18 protein-coding genes are annotated in these 16,991 nt (G+C 44.8%); 9 read left to right on the forward strand and 9 right to left on the reverse strand.

Going from position 1 to position 16,991, the window contains the following annotated elements:
* Window positions 1-189 precede the first annotated feature (189 nt).
* The 9 genes from C12CBH8_RS01595 to C12CBH8_RS01635 all read left to right on the forward strand — a co-directional run bounded on the left by C12CBH8_RS01595 (window position 190) and on the right by C12CBH8_RS01635 (window position 7,615).
* A complete protein-coding gene (locus tag C12CBH8_RS01595; RefSeq protein ID WP_009274511.1) occupies window positions 190-840 on the forward strand; it encodes a hypothetical protein in 651 nt (216 codons plus the stop codon).
* 103 nt (window positions 841-943) lie between these two features.
* On the forward strand, window positions 944-1,387 hold the full coding sequence (locus C12CBH8_RS01600) for a hypothetical protein (RefSeq protein ID WP_009274512.1): 444 nt from the start codon (window positions 944-946) through the stop codon (window positions 1,385-1,387).
* Window positions 1,388-1,953: 566 nt separating this feature from the next.
* On the forward strand, window positions 1,954-2,328 hold the full coding sequence (locus C12CBH8_RS01605) for a hypothetical protein (protein ID WP_104792150.1): 375 nt from the start codon (window positions 1,954-1,956) through the stop codon (window positions 2,326-2,328).
* A gap of 131 nt (window positions 2,329-2,459) precedes the next feature.
* Window positions 2,460-3,668, forward strand: coding sequence for a replication initiation factor domain-containing protein (locus C12CBH8_RS01610; RefSeq protein WP_009274513.1), 1,209 nt, complete (start codon window positions 2,460-2,462; stop codon window positions 3,666-3,668).
* Window positions 3,669-3,798: 130 nt separating this feature from the next.
* Complete coding sequence (locus C12CBH8_RS01615) at window positions 3,799-4,320, forward strand: hypothetical protein (protein WP_009274514.1); 522 nt, start codon at window positions 3,799-3,801, stop codon at window positions 4,318-4,320.
* An 814-nt stretch (window positions 4,321-5,134) separates the two neighbouring features.
* Window positions 5,135-5,347, forward strand: a complete 213-nt coding sequence (locus C12CBH8_RS01620; RefSeq protein WP_009274516.1) for a hypothetical protein — start codon at window positions 5,135-5,137, stop codon at window positions 5,345-5,347.
* A gap of 111 nt (window positions 5,348-5,458) precedes the next feature.
* Entirely contained in the window at window positions 5,459-7,072 is a 1,614-nt protein-coding gene (locus C12CBH8_RS01625; protein ID WP_104792151.1) for a recombinase family protein, read from the forward strand.
* Between the two features lie 52 nt (window positions 7,073-7,124).
* On the forward strand, window positions 7,125-7,307 hold the full coding sequence (locus C12CBH8_RS01630; protein ID WP_215533397.1) for a hypothetical protein: 183 nt from the start codon (window positions 7,125-7,127) through the stop codon (window positions 7,305-7,307).
* Between the two features lie 131 nt (window positions 7,308-7,438).
* Complete coding sequence (locus C12CBH8_RS01635; protein ID WP_243260135.1) at window positions 7,439-7,615, forward strand: helix-turn-helix domain-containing protein; 177 nt, start codon at window positions 7,439-7,441, stop codon at window positions 7,613-7,615.
* 159 nt (window positions 7,616-7,774) lie between these two features.
* On the opposite strand, the gene C12CBH8_RS01640 is transcribed toward C12CBH8_RS01635, so the two are convergent.
* From C12CBH8_RS01640 to C12CBH8_RS01680, 9 genes are all read right to left on the reverse strand, one after another.
* The gene (locus tag C12CBH8_RS01640) at window positions 7,775-8,173 is read right to left on the reverse strand and encodes a winged helix-turn-helix domain-containing protein (RefSeq protein ID WP_058722710.1); all 399 of its coding nucleotides are present in this window, start codon (window positions 8,171-8,173) and stop codon (window positions 7,775-7,777) included.
* Window positions 8,174-8,210: 37 nt separating this feature from the next.
* Window positions 8,211-8,579, reverse strand: coding sequence for a metal-dependent transcriptional regulator (locus C12CBH8_RS01645; protein ID WP_071698929.1), 369 nt, complete (start codon window positions 8,577-8,579; stop codon window positions 8,211-8,213).
* 16 nt (window positions 8,580-8,595) lie between these two features.
* Window positions 8,596-10,344 (reverse strand): ABC transporter ATP-binding protein, encoded by a 1,749-nt coding sequence (locus C12CBH8_RS01650; RefSeq protein WP_071698928.1) that lies wholly within the window; start codon window positions 10,342-10,344, stop codon window positions 8,596-8,598.
* The gene (locus tag C12CBH8_RS01655; protein ID WP_071698927.1) at window positions 10,345-12,129 is read right to left on the reverse strand and encodes an ABC transporter ATP-binding protein; all 1,785 of its coding nucleotides are present in this window, start codon (window positions 12,127-12,129) and stop codon (window positions 10,345-10,347) included. It lies immediately after the preceding gene.
* 15 nt (window positions 12,130-12,144) lie between these two features.
* On the reverse strand, window positions 12,145-13,611 hold the full coding sequence (locus tag C12CBH8_RS01660; RefSeq protein WP_071698926.1) for an ABC transporter ATP-binding protein: 1,467 nt from the start codon (window positions 13,609-13,611) through the stop codon (window positions 12,145-12,147).
* Window position 13,612: 1 nt separating this feature from the next.
* Window positions 13,613-14,386 carry an energy-coupling factor transporter transmembrane component T family protein gene (locus tag C12CBH8_RS01665; RefSeq protein WP_071698925.1) on the reverse strand — a complete coding sequence of 258 codons (774 nt, stop codon included), beginning with the start codon at window positions 14,384-14,386 and terminating at the stop codon, window positions 13,613-13,615.
* A gap of 115 nt (window positions 14,387-14,501) precedes the next feature.
* Window positions 14,502-15,104, reverse strand: coding sequence for an MptD family putative ECF transporter S component (locus tag C12CBH8_RS01670; protein ID WP_044940852.1), 603 nt, complete (start codon window positions 15,102-15,104; stop codon window positions 14,502-14,504).
* 128 nt (window positions 15,105-15,232) lie between these two features.
* Entirely contained in the window at window positions 15,233-16,213 is a 981-nt protein-coding gene (locus C12CBH8_RS01675) for a helix-turn-helix transcriptional regulator (RefSeq protein ID WP_044940849.1), read from the reverse strand.
* Between the two features lie 140 nt (window positions 16,214-16,353).
* Window positions 16,354-16,929, reverse strand: coding sequence for an SLOG family protein (locus C12CBH8_RS01680; protein WP_420917662.1), 576 nt, complete (start codon window positions 16,927-16,929; stop codon window positions 16,354-16,356).
* Window positions 16,930-16,991 lie beyond the last annotated feature (62 nt).

Here is a 16,991-nt window from a genome sequence, read left to right on the forward strand (position 1 = left end):
GTCAAGGGCTTGTTGCGTAAGCAATGCTAAGCACCCTTTACAAATTATGGACGGATAAGTAGCTTTTCAAAAGCAGAAAAAATAGTAATCTTAAGATTTTGAAGCATTGTTGCAGGTATTGGAAAATGGTATAATGTAGATACAGAGAAACATATAAATTAGAATTTATTAAAAAGTTTGGAGAAGAAAATGATTAAAAGAATATGGACATTTAAAAGAATTATATTAGCAATAATTATATTTATGTGTACTATAATTTTTGCAATCTCATTGCAAAAAAGTATTATGGGAACAGATAAATTACAAAGAGATTTTGGAGTCGCATTTTTTTTCATTGTTGTGCTTATTTGTTTCCTTTACCTTTTATATAAACTATTAATACCTAAAAGTTTTAGGTGTATGACAGTAGTAAAAAAATATTTATCTTTCAGAGAATTGAAAAATCGAATTAATAATGAATCGTTTTCAAAAGTCGTTATTGACGAGAAGAAATCTGGAAAGATTGAAATATATTATTCCTCTAAATGGATTTATGCTGATGAAGTTTATATACCAAGAAAATTAGTTTTGGATTTGATAGAAGAACGCAAATCTTTATATTCATCATTTGAAAAATTATCAATAGCAACAAAAAATGGAGAAAATATTGTATTTGCCATAATTGATATTGAAGAAGCAGAAAAAATCATAAATTCTTTGCAAGAAATTTTTGAAGAGTTTACATTGGATTTTAATAATATGAGAAAAATTCAAAATAGAATTTTAAGAAAAGAAATAAAGCAAGAATTTTATAAACGGGTTATAAATAAAGAAGACTTTTTGAAAGAAAGCGGTTTGTAGAGCATGTTAAAATAGGAGTTTCATAGTGAATTTTAAAATTATGACTATTAAATTTTGTAACAATGCTTTATAGATAAATTTGAATTTGAGGAGAATTGTGACTATGATAGAGTTGAATACATTCAAAAAATTATTGGAAGAAAATGAAGAATGTTTGCCATTACTAACGCTTGATGAATTTTTCAATGGAAATACAGAGGAAGATTCTATTGCTCCGAACCAATGGGGATTTGGGCGACCGACGCTTTCTGAAATATGGGATATGCTACAAAAGATTGAGTTAATGCCTAACATAGCGTGGGTGCGTGTTGCTCTGCACGATGATACAGAAATCGGAGAAAACAATGGGGCAGAAGAATTAGCTCTTGCAGGAGATACAATCGTGATTTGCACAACCATTTTACCTACGGAATTAGAAAAATTAGTAAATTGCGAATGGCTATGCTCTGACGGAGTAATCACAATAAAGGTGTCTGAATTAAATAATTATTCGTGTGTACCACCAATTCCAGAAAACTTTAATTGTTTGGAAATCGTGTGGGACTAATCTACAACTTACAGTTTATGCAGTAAATAGATTTAAAATCTCACAAACCGACAGAGTGATCCAGACACGGTGGCGGAAGTCCCCAGACTTTCCGTCGCTGTGGCTGGTTCACTTTGGCGGTTGGGCGAGCTTTAGCGAGCCTTATAAGCCCCCGTTATCTAACAAGGGGGGCACAAAAAACAAGAGTCAATATACATTAACAAGCGGAAAACGCTGTATTTACAAGGCGAAACCGCATTTTACATGGTGTGATATAAATTATGCCATTATCACTTGGAAAAATTGAATAAGACATAGGACAGACAGTTGATTTCAAACAAGAAGTTGATTGTCTTTTTCTTTTGCAGAAATGTAAGTATTGGCAATTATCAATATACAGTAGTAGTTGCCTTAATTGCTGTAGCTCAGTGTTCAACGCTGATGGTGTGAAAGATTTACGGTTGGAGATGTTCAATAAGATTATTGGTGCTTAATTATTTTTATTGTGGTGCTGATATGAGAATGTTATAATGTGGATATGAAAAAAACAAAAAATTAGAAGTTGTTATAAGAGAGGATAAACTTAAATGTTGATTTTAGGAATTATTATCATTATTGTCAGTTTATACTTGTTGTATCTAAAATATAGAGTTGTTTTTACTGGCGAAAAATGTAAAGGAAAAATAATAGGTATTGTAGACCAAAACGCTGGGTATACAGTTGGTGGAGTTTTTGTAAAAAAGCACGCTTATATTATAAAAATTAAGAATAAAAAGTATTATACGGCACACGGTTGTATCCTTTTATCACTAGGAAAAAGAAAAATTGGAAAAGAAATATTTGTATTTAAGAATGAAAAGTATGGAAAAGAGGTTTTTAAGTGTTTTGATTTTCGTATAGAAATTGTAACTTTTTTGACGTTTTTATCAGGTGTGTTTCTGATTTATGAGAGCTTGCAATAAAGGTAAACAACTTCATATCCGTACGCACAAGCAGTTAGTCTTAGGATTGACTGCTTTTTCTATACAGATTTTTATTAACAGGCAATTATCAGTAAATGGTGGTTGCCTTTTTTGATTGGAGGAATTTAAAAATGAATGATAAAAAATTTATTGAAGAATTAAGACAAAAGCGTGAGGAATACGGAGTACCACAAACAAGGCTTGCCGTTGCTTGTGGTATCAGCCGTGAATATTACAACCGCATTGAAAAAGGAAAACAGCCATTGAATGATGAATTAAAAGAAGTCATAGAAAAACAGATTGAGCGTTTCAATCCACAAGAACCACTATTCCTGTTGATTGATTACTTTCGTGTCCGCTTTCCTACTACGGACGCATTGGCAATTATCCGTGATGTATTACAACTAAAAGCCGATTATATGCTTTATGAAGATTTTGGAAAATACGGATATGAAAGTAAATATGTTTTAGGCGACATCAATATCATGTGTTCCATGCAAGAGCATTTAGGTGTTTTATTGGAACTGAAAGGCAGAGGTTGTCGTCAAATGGAAAGTTATCTATTGGCACAAGAACGTTCATGGTATGATTTCATGCTTGATTGTTTAACGGCAGGTGGTAAGATGAAACGTCTTGATTTAGCAATCAATGATAAAGCAGGAATATTAGATATTCCAAAATTAAAGGAAAAATACAAGGCTGGCGAATGTATCTCCTACTTCCGTAAGCAGAAAGATTACAGCGGTACGGAAAAATGTGGTAACGATCTACCAAAGAACACAGGCGAAACCTTATATCTCGGTTCAACAAGCAGTGAATTATATATGTGTGCTTATCAGAAGAATTATGAGCAGCATGTCAAGAATTGCATAGAAGTTGAAGATACGGAGATTAAGAACCGTTTTGAAATACGCATGAAAAATGAACGAGCCTATTATGCAGTTGTAGATTTACTGACCTATCGGGACGCTGAACGCACCGCTTTCTCTATCATCAATCATTATGTCCGCTTTGTTGACAGAGAGGACGACAAGCCAAAAAGTCAATGGAAAACAAATGATGATTGGGCGTGGTTTGTAGGGGAAAACAGAGAACCGATACGATTAACTACAAAGCCAGAACCTTACACGTTGCAGAAAGCATTGCATTGGTTACAAAGACAGGTTGCACCAACGATAAAAATGGTACAGGCATTGGACAAAGAAAATCATACAACGATACTGAAAGATATGATTGAGCAGGCAGAACTCAAAGACAAGCATAAACATTTATTGCAGTTAGAAAAATCAACCATAGAAGAACGCATAGATATTGCTGTTCCAAATAGCGTTGATGTTTAATTCATTTTTTACCTTAAATATAAAGTGTTGTTTAGATGAAGTCAGATTGCTATATTCCCTATTTATTCGAAAGACAATTTACATTTTGTATGTTATAATAATAAAAATTTCAAATACAAAGGAGATATATATGAAAAAAATATATGCTAAAGGATATCTTAAGCTTTCAGTACTGGGATTATGTGTTGGAATGTTTATTATGCTATATGGAATTTATGGTATTATAAATTATACGAAGGGAGCCGAATTGCTTTGCATATTTAGTAGTGGGCTGATAATTCTAATCTTATACAAAGTACTAAAAATTTTTCCTAATACTTGGATAAAATATAATACAGATATAATTACTATTAGTCAAATTTTCAAAGAACATGAAAATGGTAAAATGCAAAAGAAAGAGAAGACATTGAATGTGAAAAACATCAACAAATATGGTTTTTCTTTTGAATTGTTACAAAAAAATATAGAGTATACACATTGTAAAGATGGTGCACTTGGAATTGATTTGGAAATAGTTATTTTAATGAAAAATAATGAAAAATTTTCAGTAGACTTAATGTATTACACAAAAAAGCAAAGTAAATTACTACTCCAACATATATACACAAATACAGGTATATTTCCAACTGGTAGTTTAAATAACTACTTATAATACGTAAATATACATAGACAGTTAATCTTTAATAGATTAACTGTTTTTTTTACCGCTATTCCACAAGAGAATGACGGTATTTTTTAATTTCTTTGAAAAATCTGCAACAAAACATTAACTAGCGTGCAGATATGGTGCAAGAAAAGGAAATCTAACTTTTTTTCAAAACTACTCATTAAATCGAGGGTTGCTGTCCCTATATGGAGTGAAAGAAGATTTTAGAAATCTGCAACAAAACAAGGTGTTTATTCCCTATATGGAGTGGAAGTCGAGAAAATCTAAAAAATCTTTTCATTCTCAACTTAACATTTGGCAGTTGCTGTTCCCTATATGGAGCAAAGAAAATCTTTCATTCCATAGTTGGCAATAACGGTGTTGCATGGGTAGTTAGGGTGTGAAAAGAAATTTTTTCATCAGCAACTTAGCAGAATGACACTTTCTTTCCCTATATGGTACAGGAAAAGAAAAAAGTTTTGAATATTGGTTACGCTTCGGCTCTTTTCCAACGCGGTATATAGGAAAGACGATTTTCTTCTTTCATGTTCTTTGACAACTGAATAAAGCAATTCAATACGTTTGACAGACAGCAAGCTGTTGAAACAGATACGCCATGACCTTTTCCCTGCAAAAGCGAGCGACAACTTATTTGTGTTCCTGTAAAAGACTTGTCCTCTTTTATCGCCATGACCTGTTCTGTCTGATAATGATACTCCCGTACAGCCACAGCTTGAGCGTTAAGAGCGTCGCACGCAATGGGTACGGCTACATAAGAACTATGCAGAGGTGGAACTCCTGTGGGCTATGACAAAAGCCGTTGAATTGCTTACATAAGATTTTTACAGAAAGGGGGGTATGTGTTATTGATAATGCTGTAAAAACAATTCAAAAGAAAAATGGCAAGTGTGGCATTGGCAACAGAGGAAAGACAAAGATTGTAGTAAAAGAGCATTTTTCCGAAAAGGGAAAGACAATGGAAGAACTTTTAACTGATGTCATGCTGGAAAAAGCAAAGCAGACAATCGCATAAAATCAGTGCAGTTGTAAGAAATAGATTGAATGGCAAAAAGTACCCGTGTTATACTTTACTTGCAAGCAGGTATTGTAAACACGGGTTAGTTATAAAGGAGGATAACTGGCAATGAAACAACAGATTTACAATACTGCACTTTATCTTAGGTTAAGCCGAGATGATGAATTACAGGGCGAAAGTTCCAGCATTACCACACAAAGAAGTATGTTGCGTCTATATGCAAAAGAACATCATTTGAATGTCATTGATGAATATATTGATGACGGCTGGTCGGGAACAAATTTTGACAGACCGAGTTTTCAAAGAATGATTGAGGATATAGAGGTAGGAAAAATCAACTGTGTTGTAACAAAAGACTTATCACGACTTGGCAGAAATTATATTATGACAGGACAATATACAGAATTGTATTTTCCCAGCCATAATGTCCGTTACATAGCGATTGATGACGGTGTAGACAGCGAAAAGGGCGAAAGTGAGATTGCACCATTTAAGAACATCATCAATGAATGGGTGGCAAGAGATACGAGCCGTAAAGTGAAATCAGCCTTTAAGACAAAATTTGCAGAGGGTGCGTATTATGGGGCTTATGCTCCGTTAGGATATAAGAAACACCCCGACATCAAAGGGAAACTGTTGGTTGATGAGGAAACAAAATGGATTGTTGAAAAAATCTTCTCTCTAGCCTATCAAGGTTACGGTAGTGCAAAAATCACAAAGATACTGCGAGAAGAAAAAGTCCCGACAGCGTCTTGGCTGAATTTTACAAGGTATGGTACTTTTGCACATATCTTTGAGGGAGAGCCCGAAAGCAAGCGTTATGAGTGGACGATCGCTCATGTTAAAGCAATATTAAAAAGTGAAGTCTATATAGGAAACAGCGTTCATAATCGACAATCAACCGTTTCTTTCAAAAGCAAGAAGAAAGTACGAAAACCCGAAAGTGAATGGTTTCGAGTAGAAAACACGCATGAACCGATTATTGACAAGGAAGTGTTCTATCGTGTGCAGGAACAGATAAAATCAAGGCGTAGACAGACAAAGGAAAAGGCAACGCCGATATTTGCAGGGCTTGTCAAGTGTGCGGATTGTGGCTGGTCTATGAGGTTTGCGACAAATAAGGCGAATAAAACACCGTATAGTTATTATTCTTGCAGTTTCTACGGACAGTTTGGCAAAGGCTATTGTTCTATGCACTATATTCGCTATGATGTGCTGTATCAAGCTGTATTGGAGCGATTGCAGTATTGGGCTAAGGCAGTACAGCAGGACGAAGAAAAGGTGTTGAACAAAATACAGAAAGTCGGCAATGCAGAGCGAATACGGGAAAAGAAGAAAAAGGCAAATGCCTTGAGGAAAGCCGAGAACCGACAAAATGAGATTGACCGTTTGTTTGCGAAAATGTATGAAGATAGAGCTTGTGAGAAGATAACAGAACGAAACTTCATTATGCTGTCGGGGAAATATCAAAAGGAACAGATAGAACTGGAACAGCAGATAACCAACCTAAGAGAAGAATTAAGTAAAATGGAACAGGATATGATAGGTGCTGAAAAGTGGATTGAGTTAATCAAGGAGTATTCCGTACCAAAGGAACTGACAGCACCGTTATTAAACGCAATGATAGAAAAAATCCTCATTCACGAAGCAACAACGAATGAGGAGAACGAAAGAATACAGGAAATAGAGATATACTACCGATTTATTGGAAAAGTAGACTGATAATGAGGGTTCATATCTTTAACTAAGGGAAAGCGGGTATTCCCAGCCATCTGTGAAAGAACTGCTCTATTTGATTGACACGCTCGGTATCACGCCCCGTTTGTTTTTCGATGAGGAAACAGAATACCGAAATCCAATTTTAGTTCAGGAGATTATAGATGGCATCAAGTCGATGAACGATCAGGATTTAGAAGCTGTTCTGCTGATGGTCAGGCGCTTGAATGAGAAAAATTGATGGACATGAAATCATGTAATTAAGATATTATACCCGACATACCGGGAATATTCAAGATGCAACATGTCAAATATAATAGGAATCACAAAGGGGTGGTCTCTATTATTACTTACGATCCGCTCTGGGATACCATGCGTCGAAAAGGAATTACGACCTATTCTTTAATAAAGGATTATTCCTTCAGCAAGGGGACATTGGATTCTTTGAAACAAAACCGGAATATCTCAACCGCAACACTGAATGACCTTTGCAACATTCTTTCTTGCAGGGTAGAAGATGTTCTTCGCCACATTCCAGACAAAATATAAACGACGCTTTGAGGGCATTACTGCTCACACCAAAGCGTCGTTTTTTATATCTGCTTGCTGGCTGGCGTTACTCTAATCTTGTCGATTTACTCCATGTATAAAGTATTACTTACCTAAAATTCGGCCTTTCTATTGTCTTGTCTTTAATGGTCAACAGTGTTACGGTGGCAAGAATTTATAGCCCTTCCCATACACGGTTTGGATAAAGTCAGCGTTCAGCTTATGGCGCAGCTTGTAAATGATGCTGGAAATCCCCGTCCAACTGCTGTCAAACGAATCAGGGGCGGCGAACTCATAGATCTCCCTTTTTGAAAATACCCGTCCGGGCCGCCGGGCAAGCAAATGAAACACATCGAACTCCATAGGAGTCAGCTCTATGAATTTGCCCTGCCAAAACACTTGACGGCACGCAGCGTCGATACATAAAGCCTTATAGCGCAGAGGGGCAGAGGAAAGATCCGTACACATGACCAGTTCTGTTGACTCTATGAAGGCCATGATTTTCTCTGCGGTTTCAAGATCATCTTCTTCGACTGATAATATGAACAGTTTTCCCACTACATCACCTCCGATAACCTCGACTGCCAGACCACTTTTACTTGTCCTTTAGCCCTGATTTAATTTTTTGAAAACTGTCATCGCTGATTGCGTGCTCCATGCGGCAGGCATCCTGCTCGGCAGTCTTTGGCTCTACACCTGCATCCACCAGCAGACGGATGAAAAAGCAGTGCTTCTCATAAGTTCTTTCGGCAACCTCTCGGCCCACATCGGTCAGGTGCAGGAAAGAGTCTTCGTCCATGGTGAGAAACCCGCCCTCTTTCAAGGTGGCTACCGCATGACACACGCTGGGTTTCGATACATCAAGGTGCCGGGCCACATCTACGGAGCGCACCATGCCTTTCTTCCTCTTTAAGACAAGGATTGCTTCCAGATAATCTTCGCCAGATGCGTGTAATTGTTTCATGGGGAGCTCCTCTCCATCAAGACAGGCTCCAACCGGCAGAGTTCATACGGATACGGACGAAATCCTGATAAATACCGGGTTGTTCCATCAATTCCTCATGGGTGCCATGCTGCGAGATATGTCCGTCACTGATGACCAAAATCTGGTCGGCGTTCTGGATGGTATTCAAACGGTGGGCAATGACCAGCAGGGTCTTACCCTTTACCAGTTCGGAGATAGCCTCCTGAATATAGCTCTCATTGTCAGTGTCCACGCTGGCGGTCGCCTCGTCCAAAATTACAATAGGAGCGTCTTTCAGAATACAGCGGGCGATGGAGATACGCTGTTTCTCACCGCCGGAGAGGGTTGCGCCGCCCTCTCCCACCACAGTCTGAAATCCGTCAGGCAGAGCCATGATGAAATCGTAGCAGCGGGCTTTCCTCGCCGCCTCATAGACCTCCTCCTCGGTGGCGTTTGGCTTGCCCATACTGATGTTGTTATAGATCGTGTCCTGGAAGAGATACACGCGCTGGAATACCATGCTGATGTGATCCATCAGCTCCGCGAGGGGGACTTGTCGGGTGTCCACGCCCCGGATGGCAACACTGCCGCTTTTCACATCCCACAGCCGGGCCAGCAGATTGGCGATGGTGGACTTCCCGCCGCCGGAGGGGCCCACGAGAGCGGTCATGCTATTGGGGAACATCGAGAAGCTGATGTGGTGCAGCACCTCTTTGTCCTGGTAGGCAAAGGCTACATCATTGAACTGCACCTCCGGCTGGCCTGGCTGCGCTTGAGCCGGGATATGCTGTTTCCCTGTGTCCGGGAGCTCCGGCTCATCCAATACAGCCTCAATGCGGTCCAGGGCGGCGTTCATCACAGTCAGGCGGGACGCCTCGCCATAAAGCGCCTTGAGCGGCCCGAACAGGTCAAAGACGAACAGGAGGACGCCCAGCACATAGGCCAGAGAAAGGACACCGCTCCGCTCCAGAAAGACCGACAGGCCAAAAATCGCGGCAATCCCGATTCCATAAAGGACATTCAACCCCATGGTCCACGGGGTCATCTTCCGTTCAAAGGCGAGGGATGTATTTCTGGACCGCTTGAAATTGCCGGTCAGTTCTTCCGATTTCTCACCCAGCAGGTTATAGCTCTTGATGACCCCGATGCCCTCCACAAAGGACAGCACCGCGTCCGTCAGCCGTTCGCTCTGTTCCTGGCGGCCAGCGGCTTCCCGCAGGGAAACCTTGTTCATCCCTCTGGAAACCAGCCACGCCAGGATGGTCACAAGGGCCGCGATCAGGCCCAGCTGCCAATTCAGATAGAACATGAACCCCAGCAGGACCAGGGAGGACAGCAGATAGCTCATCATGTTGCCCAGCGTGCTCATGGCGACTTCTTCAATAAACACCATATCGGTGCTGAGGACAGAACTGATTTTGCCGATATTGCCGGAGGTGAAGTAACCCATAGGCAGTTTCCGCAGGTGTCCGCCCAGCTCCATGCGCTTCTCGGCAAACATCAGGTAGCCCGCCGCGCTCTGGAGGCTGTCGCTGAGGTAGTGGACCAGCATCTGCACCAGCACGGCCGCCGTGAGGCCAAGACCCACATAGAGGCAGGTCTGTCCGGTCAATGTTCCGGCGGCAAAGCCGCTCAACACCACAAAGGCCAGGAAGATCGGCATTTTAGACAGGATCGACTCCACAAACGCGCAGGCAAAAGCGCCCTGAATACGCCCTTTATATGGACCAGCAAGTTTCAAAATCCTTGAAAACAGTGCAAACATTTAGTTCCCCTCCTTTGCGGTATGTATGTTCCATTCGGCGCTGTCCTGGGCCGCCTTCCACAGCTTTTGATATTCCGGGCAGGACTGGATCAGGTCCTGATGCTTTCCTGCCGCAACCAGTTTGCCGTGGTCTACGACGCAGATTTGGTCGGCGTTCATAATAGCAGGCAGCTTATGGGCGATAACAACCAGAGTCTTGTCCTTCACCAGTTCCGCAATCGCCGCCTCCATCTTCTCCTCGTTCTCGGGGTCAGCGTAGGCGGTGGCCTCATCAAGCACCACAATAGGGGCGTCCTTCAGGATGGCACGGGCCAGAGAAATACGCTGGCGCTGACCGCCGGAGAGCATCTTGCCCGCATCCCCCGCCATGGAGTGGATACCTTGGGGCAGCTTTTCCAGAAACTCCATACACTGGGCTTTTCGCGCTGCCTCCAGGACCTCCTCATCGGTAGCGTTCAACCGTCCCATGCGGATATTCTCCAGCAGAGAGGTGTTGAACAGGTATTGATCCTGCGCTACATAGGAAATACGGCTGTTCAGCGCCTCCAGGCTCATGTCACACAGTTTCTGTCCGCCAATGGAGATGCTGCCTTTCTGCGCGTCATAGTAGTGGATCAACAGCTTTGCCAGAGTGCTCTTGCCCGAGCCGGACTCTCCCACCAGGGCCGTTTTCTGTCCGGCCTTGGCCGTAAAGCTGATGTCGTGGAGCACTTCATCCTCCACCACCATGGGCTTTCCGTCCGGGCCGGGCTGTGTCTTGGTGTAGCCAAAGGAAACATGGTCATAAACGATGGTATCATCCTTGCCGTGGAAGCTGTCCGGCGTCTGCTGAAGCTCCGGCGCATCCAAAACCTGCTCCAGCGCAGAAATCTTGTAGTTGAGCTGGGGCATGGTGGGCAGGAAGCCCAGGGATTTGAGGAGCGGCATCCCGATGCTCAGGGAGAGGCACAGCACCAAAATCAGGTCTGGCAGAGCCGACCAGCCGGCGAAGACAAACCACGCCCCCAGCGGCAGAGTCAAAATCACAGTGCAGGGAAGGAGGCTGCTGTAAATTGCCATCCAGGGCCATGCCGCCTTGTACCAAGCCAAGGTGTAATCCCGGTAATCCGAAACATCCTTGCGAAACCGCTCATAGGAGTCCGCGTCCTTGTTGAATACCTTGACGACCTCCATGCCGTTGATGTACTCAATGATGGTGTTGTTCATCTTCTGGCCGGCCATATAGTAGGGGCCCATTTTCTTCATGCCCACCGAGTACATGGTCATCATGGCGATCAGGCTGATGGGGATGGAGGCCAGAGACAGCAACGCCAGCTTCCAGTCCACGAAAAACATAGCCACATAGACCGCGATGGGGACCATCAGGTTTGCGATTCCCTCTGGCATGGAGTGGGCCAACAGGACCTCCAGACTGTCCACATCATCGACAAACAGCTTTTTGACCGTGCCGGTGCCCTTGTCCTGGATCACGCCCAGAGGCAGTTTCTCAAACCGCTTTTGCAGGGCAGTCCGCAGCCGGAGCAGCGTGTCATAGGCGGCCTTGTGCGAAAGATTGAGCCCCCAGCCATAGAGAACAGCCTGCAAGACCAGGCACACCAGCACCAAAGCCACCCGCAGGATAAGAAACGAAGCGTCAAGTTCCGCTCCCATCACCAGCGGAGCAATTACCTGGTAGGCCAGCACAAAGGGCAGGACGCCCATCAAAACGCTGACCAGCACCACCGCTGTGGCCGCATAGAGGCCCTTTTTATGCGGCCCCGCGTATTCAAATACCTTTTGAAACATGATTTCAACCTCCCATCAATGAAAATACTGTTCCGACAGAGCTTTCAACATCTGCGGCGTGAGCCGGTGGTTTTGAACGGCCCCCTGGTCGTCCAGCTGGACCACCTCCGTACAGGTCCGGACGATAAACTCAAAGTCGTGAGAGACCACAAACACGATCACGCCGGAAGCGGACAACTGCTCAATCAGGCGGCTGACCCGCACCATGGAGTCATAGTCCAGGCCGCTGGTGGGCTCGTCAAAATAGATCACTGGGCTGTCCTTGACGATGGCCGCGCCAATGGTGACCCGCTGTTTCTGCCCGCCGGAGAGGGCCGCCGGGTGCTGTTCCCGGTATTCGGACAGCTCCAGCGCCTCCAGCGCGGCGTCCACCTTCTCTTTGCAGTCCTCCCGAATCCCAAGAGAGAGTTCTTCCTCCACACTGCTGGCAAAGAGCTGGTAATCCGTGTCCTGCATGACCAAATAGGACAGCGCCCGGCGCTGGCGTGGGGTGAGCTTTCTGCCGTCAAAGGTGATCTCGCCGTTCCGCTGCTTCAAGAGGCCGGTCAGGATGGACAAGAGGGTGGTCTTGCCCGCTCCGTTGTGGCCCAGGATGCCGATCACATCCCCGGCGTGGGCTTCAAAGCTGACATTCCGAAAGACCTCCTGCTCTTTCGGATAAGCAAAGGAAAGGCCCTGCACACTCAGCAGGTGTTTCCCCATTGGGCGGCGTTCTTTTTCCTGATAATGCTCCGCATCCCGCTCCGGATATGCAGTCCGCAGCCCATAGGATATGCGCGTTCCCTCCGGTAAGGAGCAAAACTGCTCCCTTGTAAATTCCTGTTCGATTTTTCCGTTTTGTATGAGAAATACCCGGTCGATTAAATCACGCAGATAGTAAAAGCGATGCTCCACCACAAAGATGGTGTATCCGTCCCGCTTCAATTTTCCCATAATCTCCGCAAGCCGTTTGGTGGCCGCATAATCCAGGTTTGCGGAGGGCTCATCGAAGATATAGACCTTCGGTGAAAGCGCGTAGACCGAGCCCACGGCGATCTGCTGCTTCTCTCCGCTGGACAGGGCAAAGATACTCCGGTTTAGGTAGTCCGCCAGTTCCAGATCCTTTGCGGCTTTTGCGATGCGGTCAATGGTTTCCTCACGGGGGAGGCCCATATTTTCGCAGCCAAAGGCCAGTTCCCGCGTAGTGTCCGTCATGAAGAACTGGGAGCGCGGGTCCTGAAATACCGTCCCCACCTGCCCGGCCAGCTGTGCGGGCTTCATTTCCAGCAGGGAGCGCCCATCCATCACAAGGTCGCCCTGTATCTCACCGGGATAAAAGTGCGGGATCAGGCCGTTGAGTGAGCGGATCAGCGTGGTCTTGCCACAGCCGCTTCGCCCGGTCAGGAGGATAAATTCGCCGGTCTGCACCGTCATATCAATGCCACGGAGGGTAAAGTCCTTGCTCTCTTCATAGCGAAAGCTGAAATTCTGAAACGAGATCATGTCACACCCTCCACAAGATGATTTCCCCGATTCGGGTCTGGTCCAGGAACAGCAGCGCCGCCAGAAAGACAACGCCCAGCAGGGACACCAGGACCTCCGGCCAGGAGAAGCGAATGGGGCGCAGGGCGTACCGTTTGCACTCCAGCTCCAGCCCCCGGGTGGTGCCGGAGGCCGCCAGCTCGTCCGTGACCTTCAGGCACCGCATCAGCAGGGGAATTAAAATATACTCAATGGTGGCAAGAGGATGAGATACCCGTTTCCACAAGGTGTCGCTGATCCCCCGGATGTCCATGGTGCTGCGGATCTGCCTGTATTCAATCCGCAGGGTGGGGATATAGCGGAACATGACCACCAGCGGGATCGTCACCGCCTGGGGAAGCCGCATCCGCTGGAGCGCCACCATCAGGTCGTCCATATAGGTGGTCCGCAAAATCCAAAGGCCCATCATCACAATGGGAATCAGCTTCAAAAGCGTCACGCCGAACACGCTCATAATCACGCTCAGTACCGGCACCTGCACATAGCGGAGCAGGGCGTTGAGATAGGCAACGATGATGTAGACCACAATCATCTTCAAGGCCCACTTTCCGCCGTTCCCCACGGCAATAAACAGGCCATACACCAGCATGAGCGCAAGGCTGACCACCTCCCCAGCCAAAAAGTAACTGACAAACCCGATACAGACCAGAAGTAAAATCTTGCAGCGGGGATCTAACAGTGCCGATCCATGAAGGGGCTGCTGTTCAATGATTTGTTTGATTTGTGATTCTTCCATTCCAATGCCTCCCTATCCAAATCAAAGCGCGGGGCCATTTTCAGCCCCGCGCCCTGAGATCAGGCAGCCCGCTTGCCTGCGCTTGTCTGATTGACTGCCGAGGGGCTGTGCCTTGTTATTTGACTGAAACGAGCCCTGCCTTTATAAAGTGCTTCTTCAAAGCCTTCTGCCCAATCACGGCGCCAATCAGTCCACCTACCAAGCCGGCCGCAACGATGACCACCAGCATGGGGACGGAGGTGATATTCAGCATCCCGTCTATGTATTCCTGGGCAATATTGTTCTTCTCCATGGCTCCCACAAAGGCGCTCTGGAGGAACTTGATGGGGCAGATGGCGCTGAAGGCGAAAATGGCGCTGAACAGGGCGTAGGCCACGGTCATGGACTTCATGGTGATTTCTTTCCGGCCCATGACCAGGAAATCGCAGATCACACCGCCAATCACCAAGCCGATGGGGATAAACCAGAAAGCGCCCACCAGCAGGAACAGGATAGCCTGGATTGCGGAGCAGATGGTGAAAACGCCCTTTTTCGGTACCTTTGCCAGTAAGAGCATCATCACGATGCCATTGGGGATCGCGACAACGGATGGATAGAACACATTGGTCACTGGGCCGGCCACACTCATAATGGTGCTGATAATCATGCAGATGATCCACATGAGGGCGGTCAGGACGCCAATCAGGATAAAATCTTTCGCATTCAACTTCTGTTTCATGCTTTGCCTCCTCTAAACAACAATATGCGTTGAGGTTAGCACTTACTAACCTCAACGCATATTGTATCAGTTATGCCTTTCTAATTCGACCCAAAACCTGCCCATTTTCACCCAAAAGCAGTTAAAGGTCACTGCTTTGTGTGGTTGAAGCGTGTCTCCCTGTAATGTTTGGGTGCAACACCGTATTTTTTCTTGAAGGCCGCCGCAAAGTTGCTCGGTTTTCCATACCCTACAATCGCAGCGACCTCCCCCACATTCCAGTCTCCGTCCAACAGCAGTTGCGCCGCCTGTGTCAACCGCTGCTCAATAACATATTGATGGATCGGCATACCGTAGAAGGAAGAAAATCCCCGTGTCAGCTTGGTCAGACTCAGATGTACCTGTTGAGACAGTTCTTCACAAGAGGGGGCAAAGGCGAGCTGGCTGTCGATGATCCGTTTTGCTTCCATGATGGCAGTCCGCTCCGTCCGGGACATGGAAATATTTTTGCCCATCAGAATGTCCAATTCCAAAACTTCTCCCAGATAGATGGACAGCAGCTCCAACAGTTTGCCGTCCAAATAGAGATAGCCCAGCCCCCCGCGGTATTGAGAAAATTTGCTTGTTTCCGACAGTATTTGCTCCATAATTGGTGTGACAGAGACTTTGGCAATACCATTCAGGAGCTTCTTTTCATAGACTGTAATTTCCTGTCCGTCAAAGTAATCAGCAAGGAGTTGTGAAAAGTAGGGAATTGGGATTTTAATGCTTTTGAATGAGAAGTTACTGTCTTTTTTGTAGCAGATATATTCTGTGCCATCATGTCCAGCATAGATACAAGACTCATTTTTCTGTATAGTAATAGAACGATTCTCATTCATTATCCCCCATGAAATTCCATCATTCAGGCAGAAAATGATTTGCATATATTCTCCACTAACAGGACCCTGCACATTCATATCGGATTGATAGCACATTTTCCAGTCTGAGAGGATAACGCCGTGCTTGATTTTTGTTTGAGAAATTTGGCCTTGCCCGACTTCTGAAGGAATGTCCATAGTGATTGTCTGAGGGGTATTGGTTATCAAATCGTTATAAAGATTGGTAAGATATAGACTGCTATGTGACATAACCCACCTCTTTCTAACTCGTTCAAGTTAGCTATCGCTAATCAGATGATACCCGATTTTTCCTCGACAGTCAAGGTGGCTTCGTATTACCAAAACCGCACACCTTTTTAGTTTTTTGGAGAAACAGTAACATATTTTGCCTAATCCGTATGCCTCTCTCTGTAATGATCTACTATGTTTATAATTCCTGTGTCTGGATGAATCAACACTATTGACAAGTTTCTTTTTTCAGCGATCCCTATCGCTGTCTCCACTCCGCTGTAATGTTTCGGATCATTATCATAAACAGCTACAACATAGTCGGCCTGCCCCATCATATATTCCGTGCGTTTTTTATACCCTTCGGCTCCTGGGTGTTCTGATCCCATCAGCACCTTGGCACAGCCCTCTCGGAGTTTTCGCTGCCGTGCCTGGCTCTTTGGGTCCCATCGGACATCATGGCCGGGGAAGGGGCAGACCATCACAACATCCAATTCCCGATATTCTACCTGGCGCTGCATATCCAACAGGATTTCGCCTGCCCACATGTCTACTCCCAGAGCTCCCCCAACGAAAAAGCAGCGCACACCGCTCTGGTAAAGTGACACAAATACATCATGCATCCGCTTTTTTATGCGCTTGCATGAGGTCATATATTCATTGTATTTGAATTTGAAGCGGGTAGGGTGTTGACCAATCACCGCACACGAACATATTTTCACTTGTTTTTCCTCCAAATTTTTCATCTTACGATCATTATATATGCTATGGTTGATTAAACTCAACTATAGTCGCTTAA

Source organism: Solibaculum mannosilyticum (assembly GCF_015140235.1).
Lineage (GTDB): Bacteria > Bacillota > Clostridia > Oscillospirales > Acutalibacteraceae > Solibaculum > Solibaculum mannosilyticum.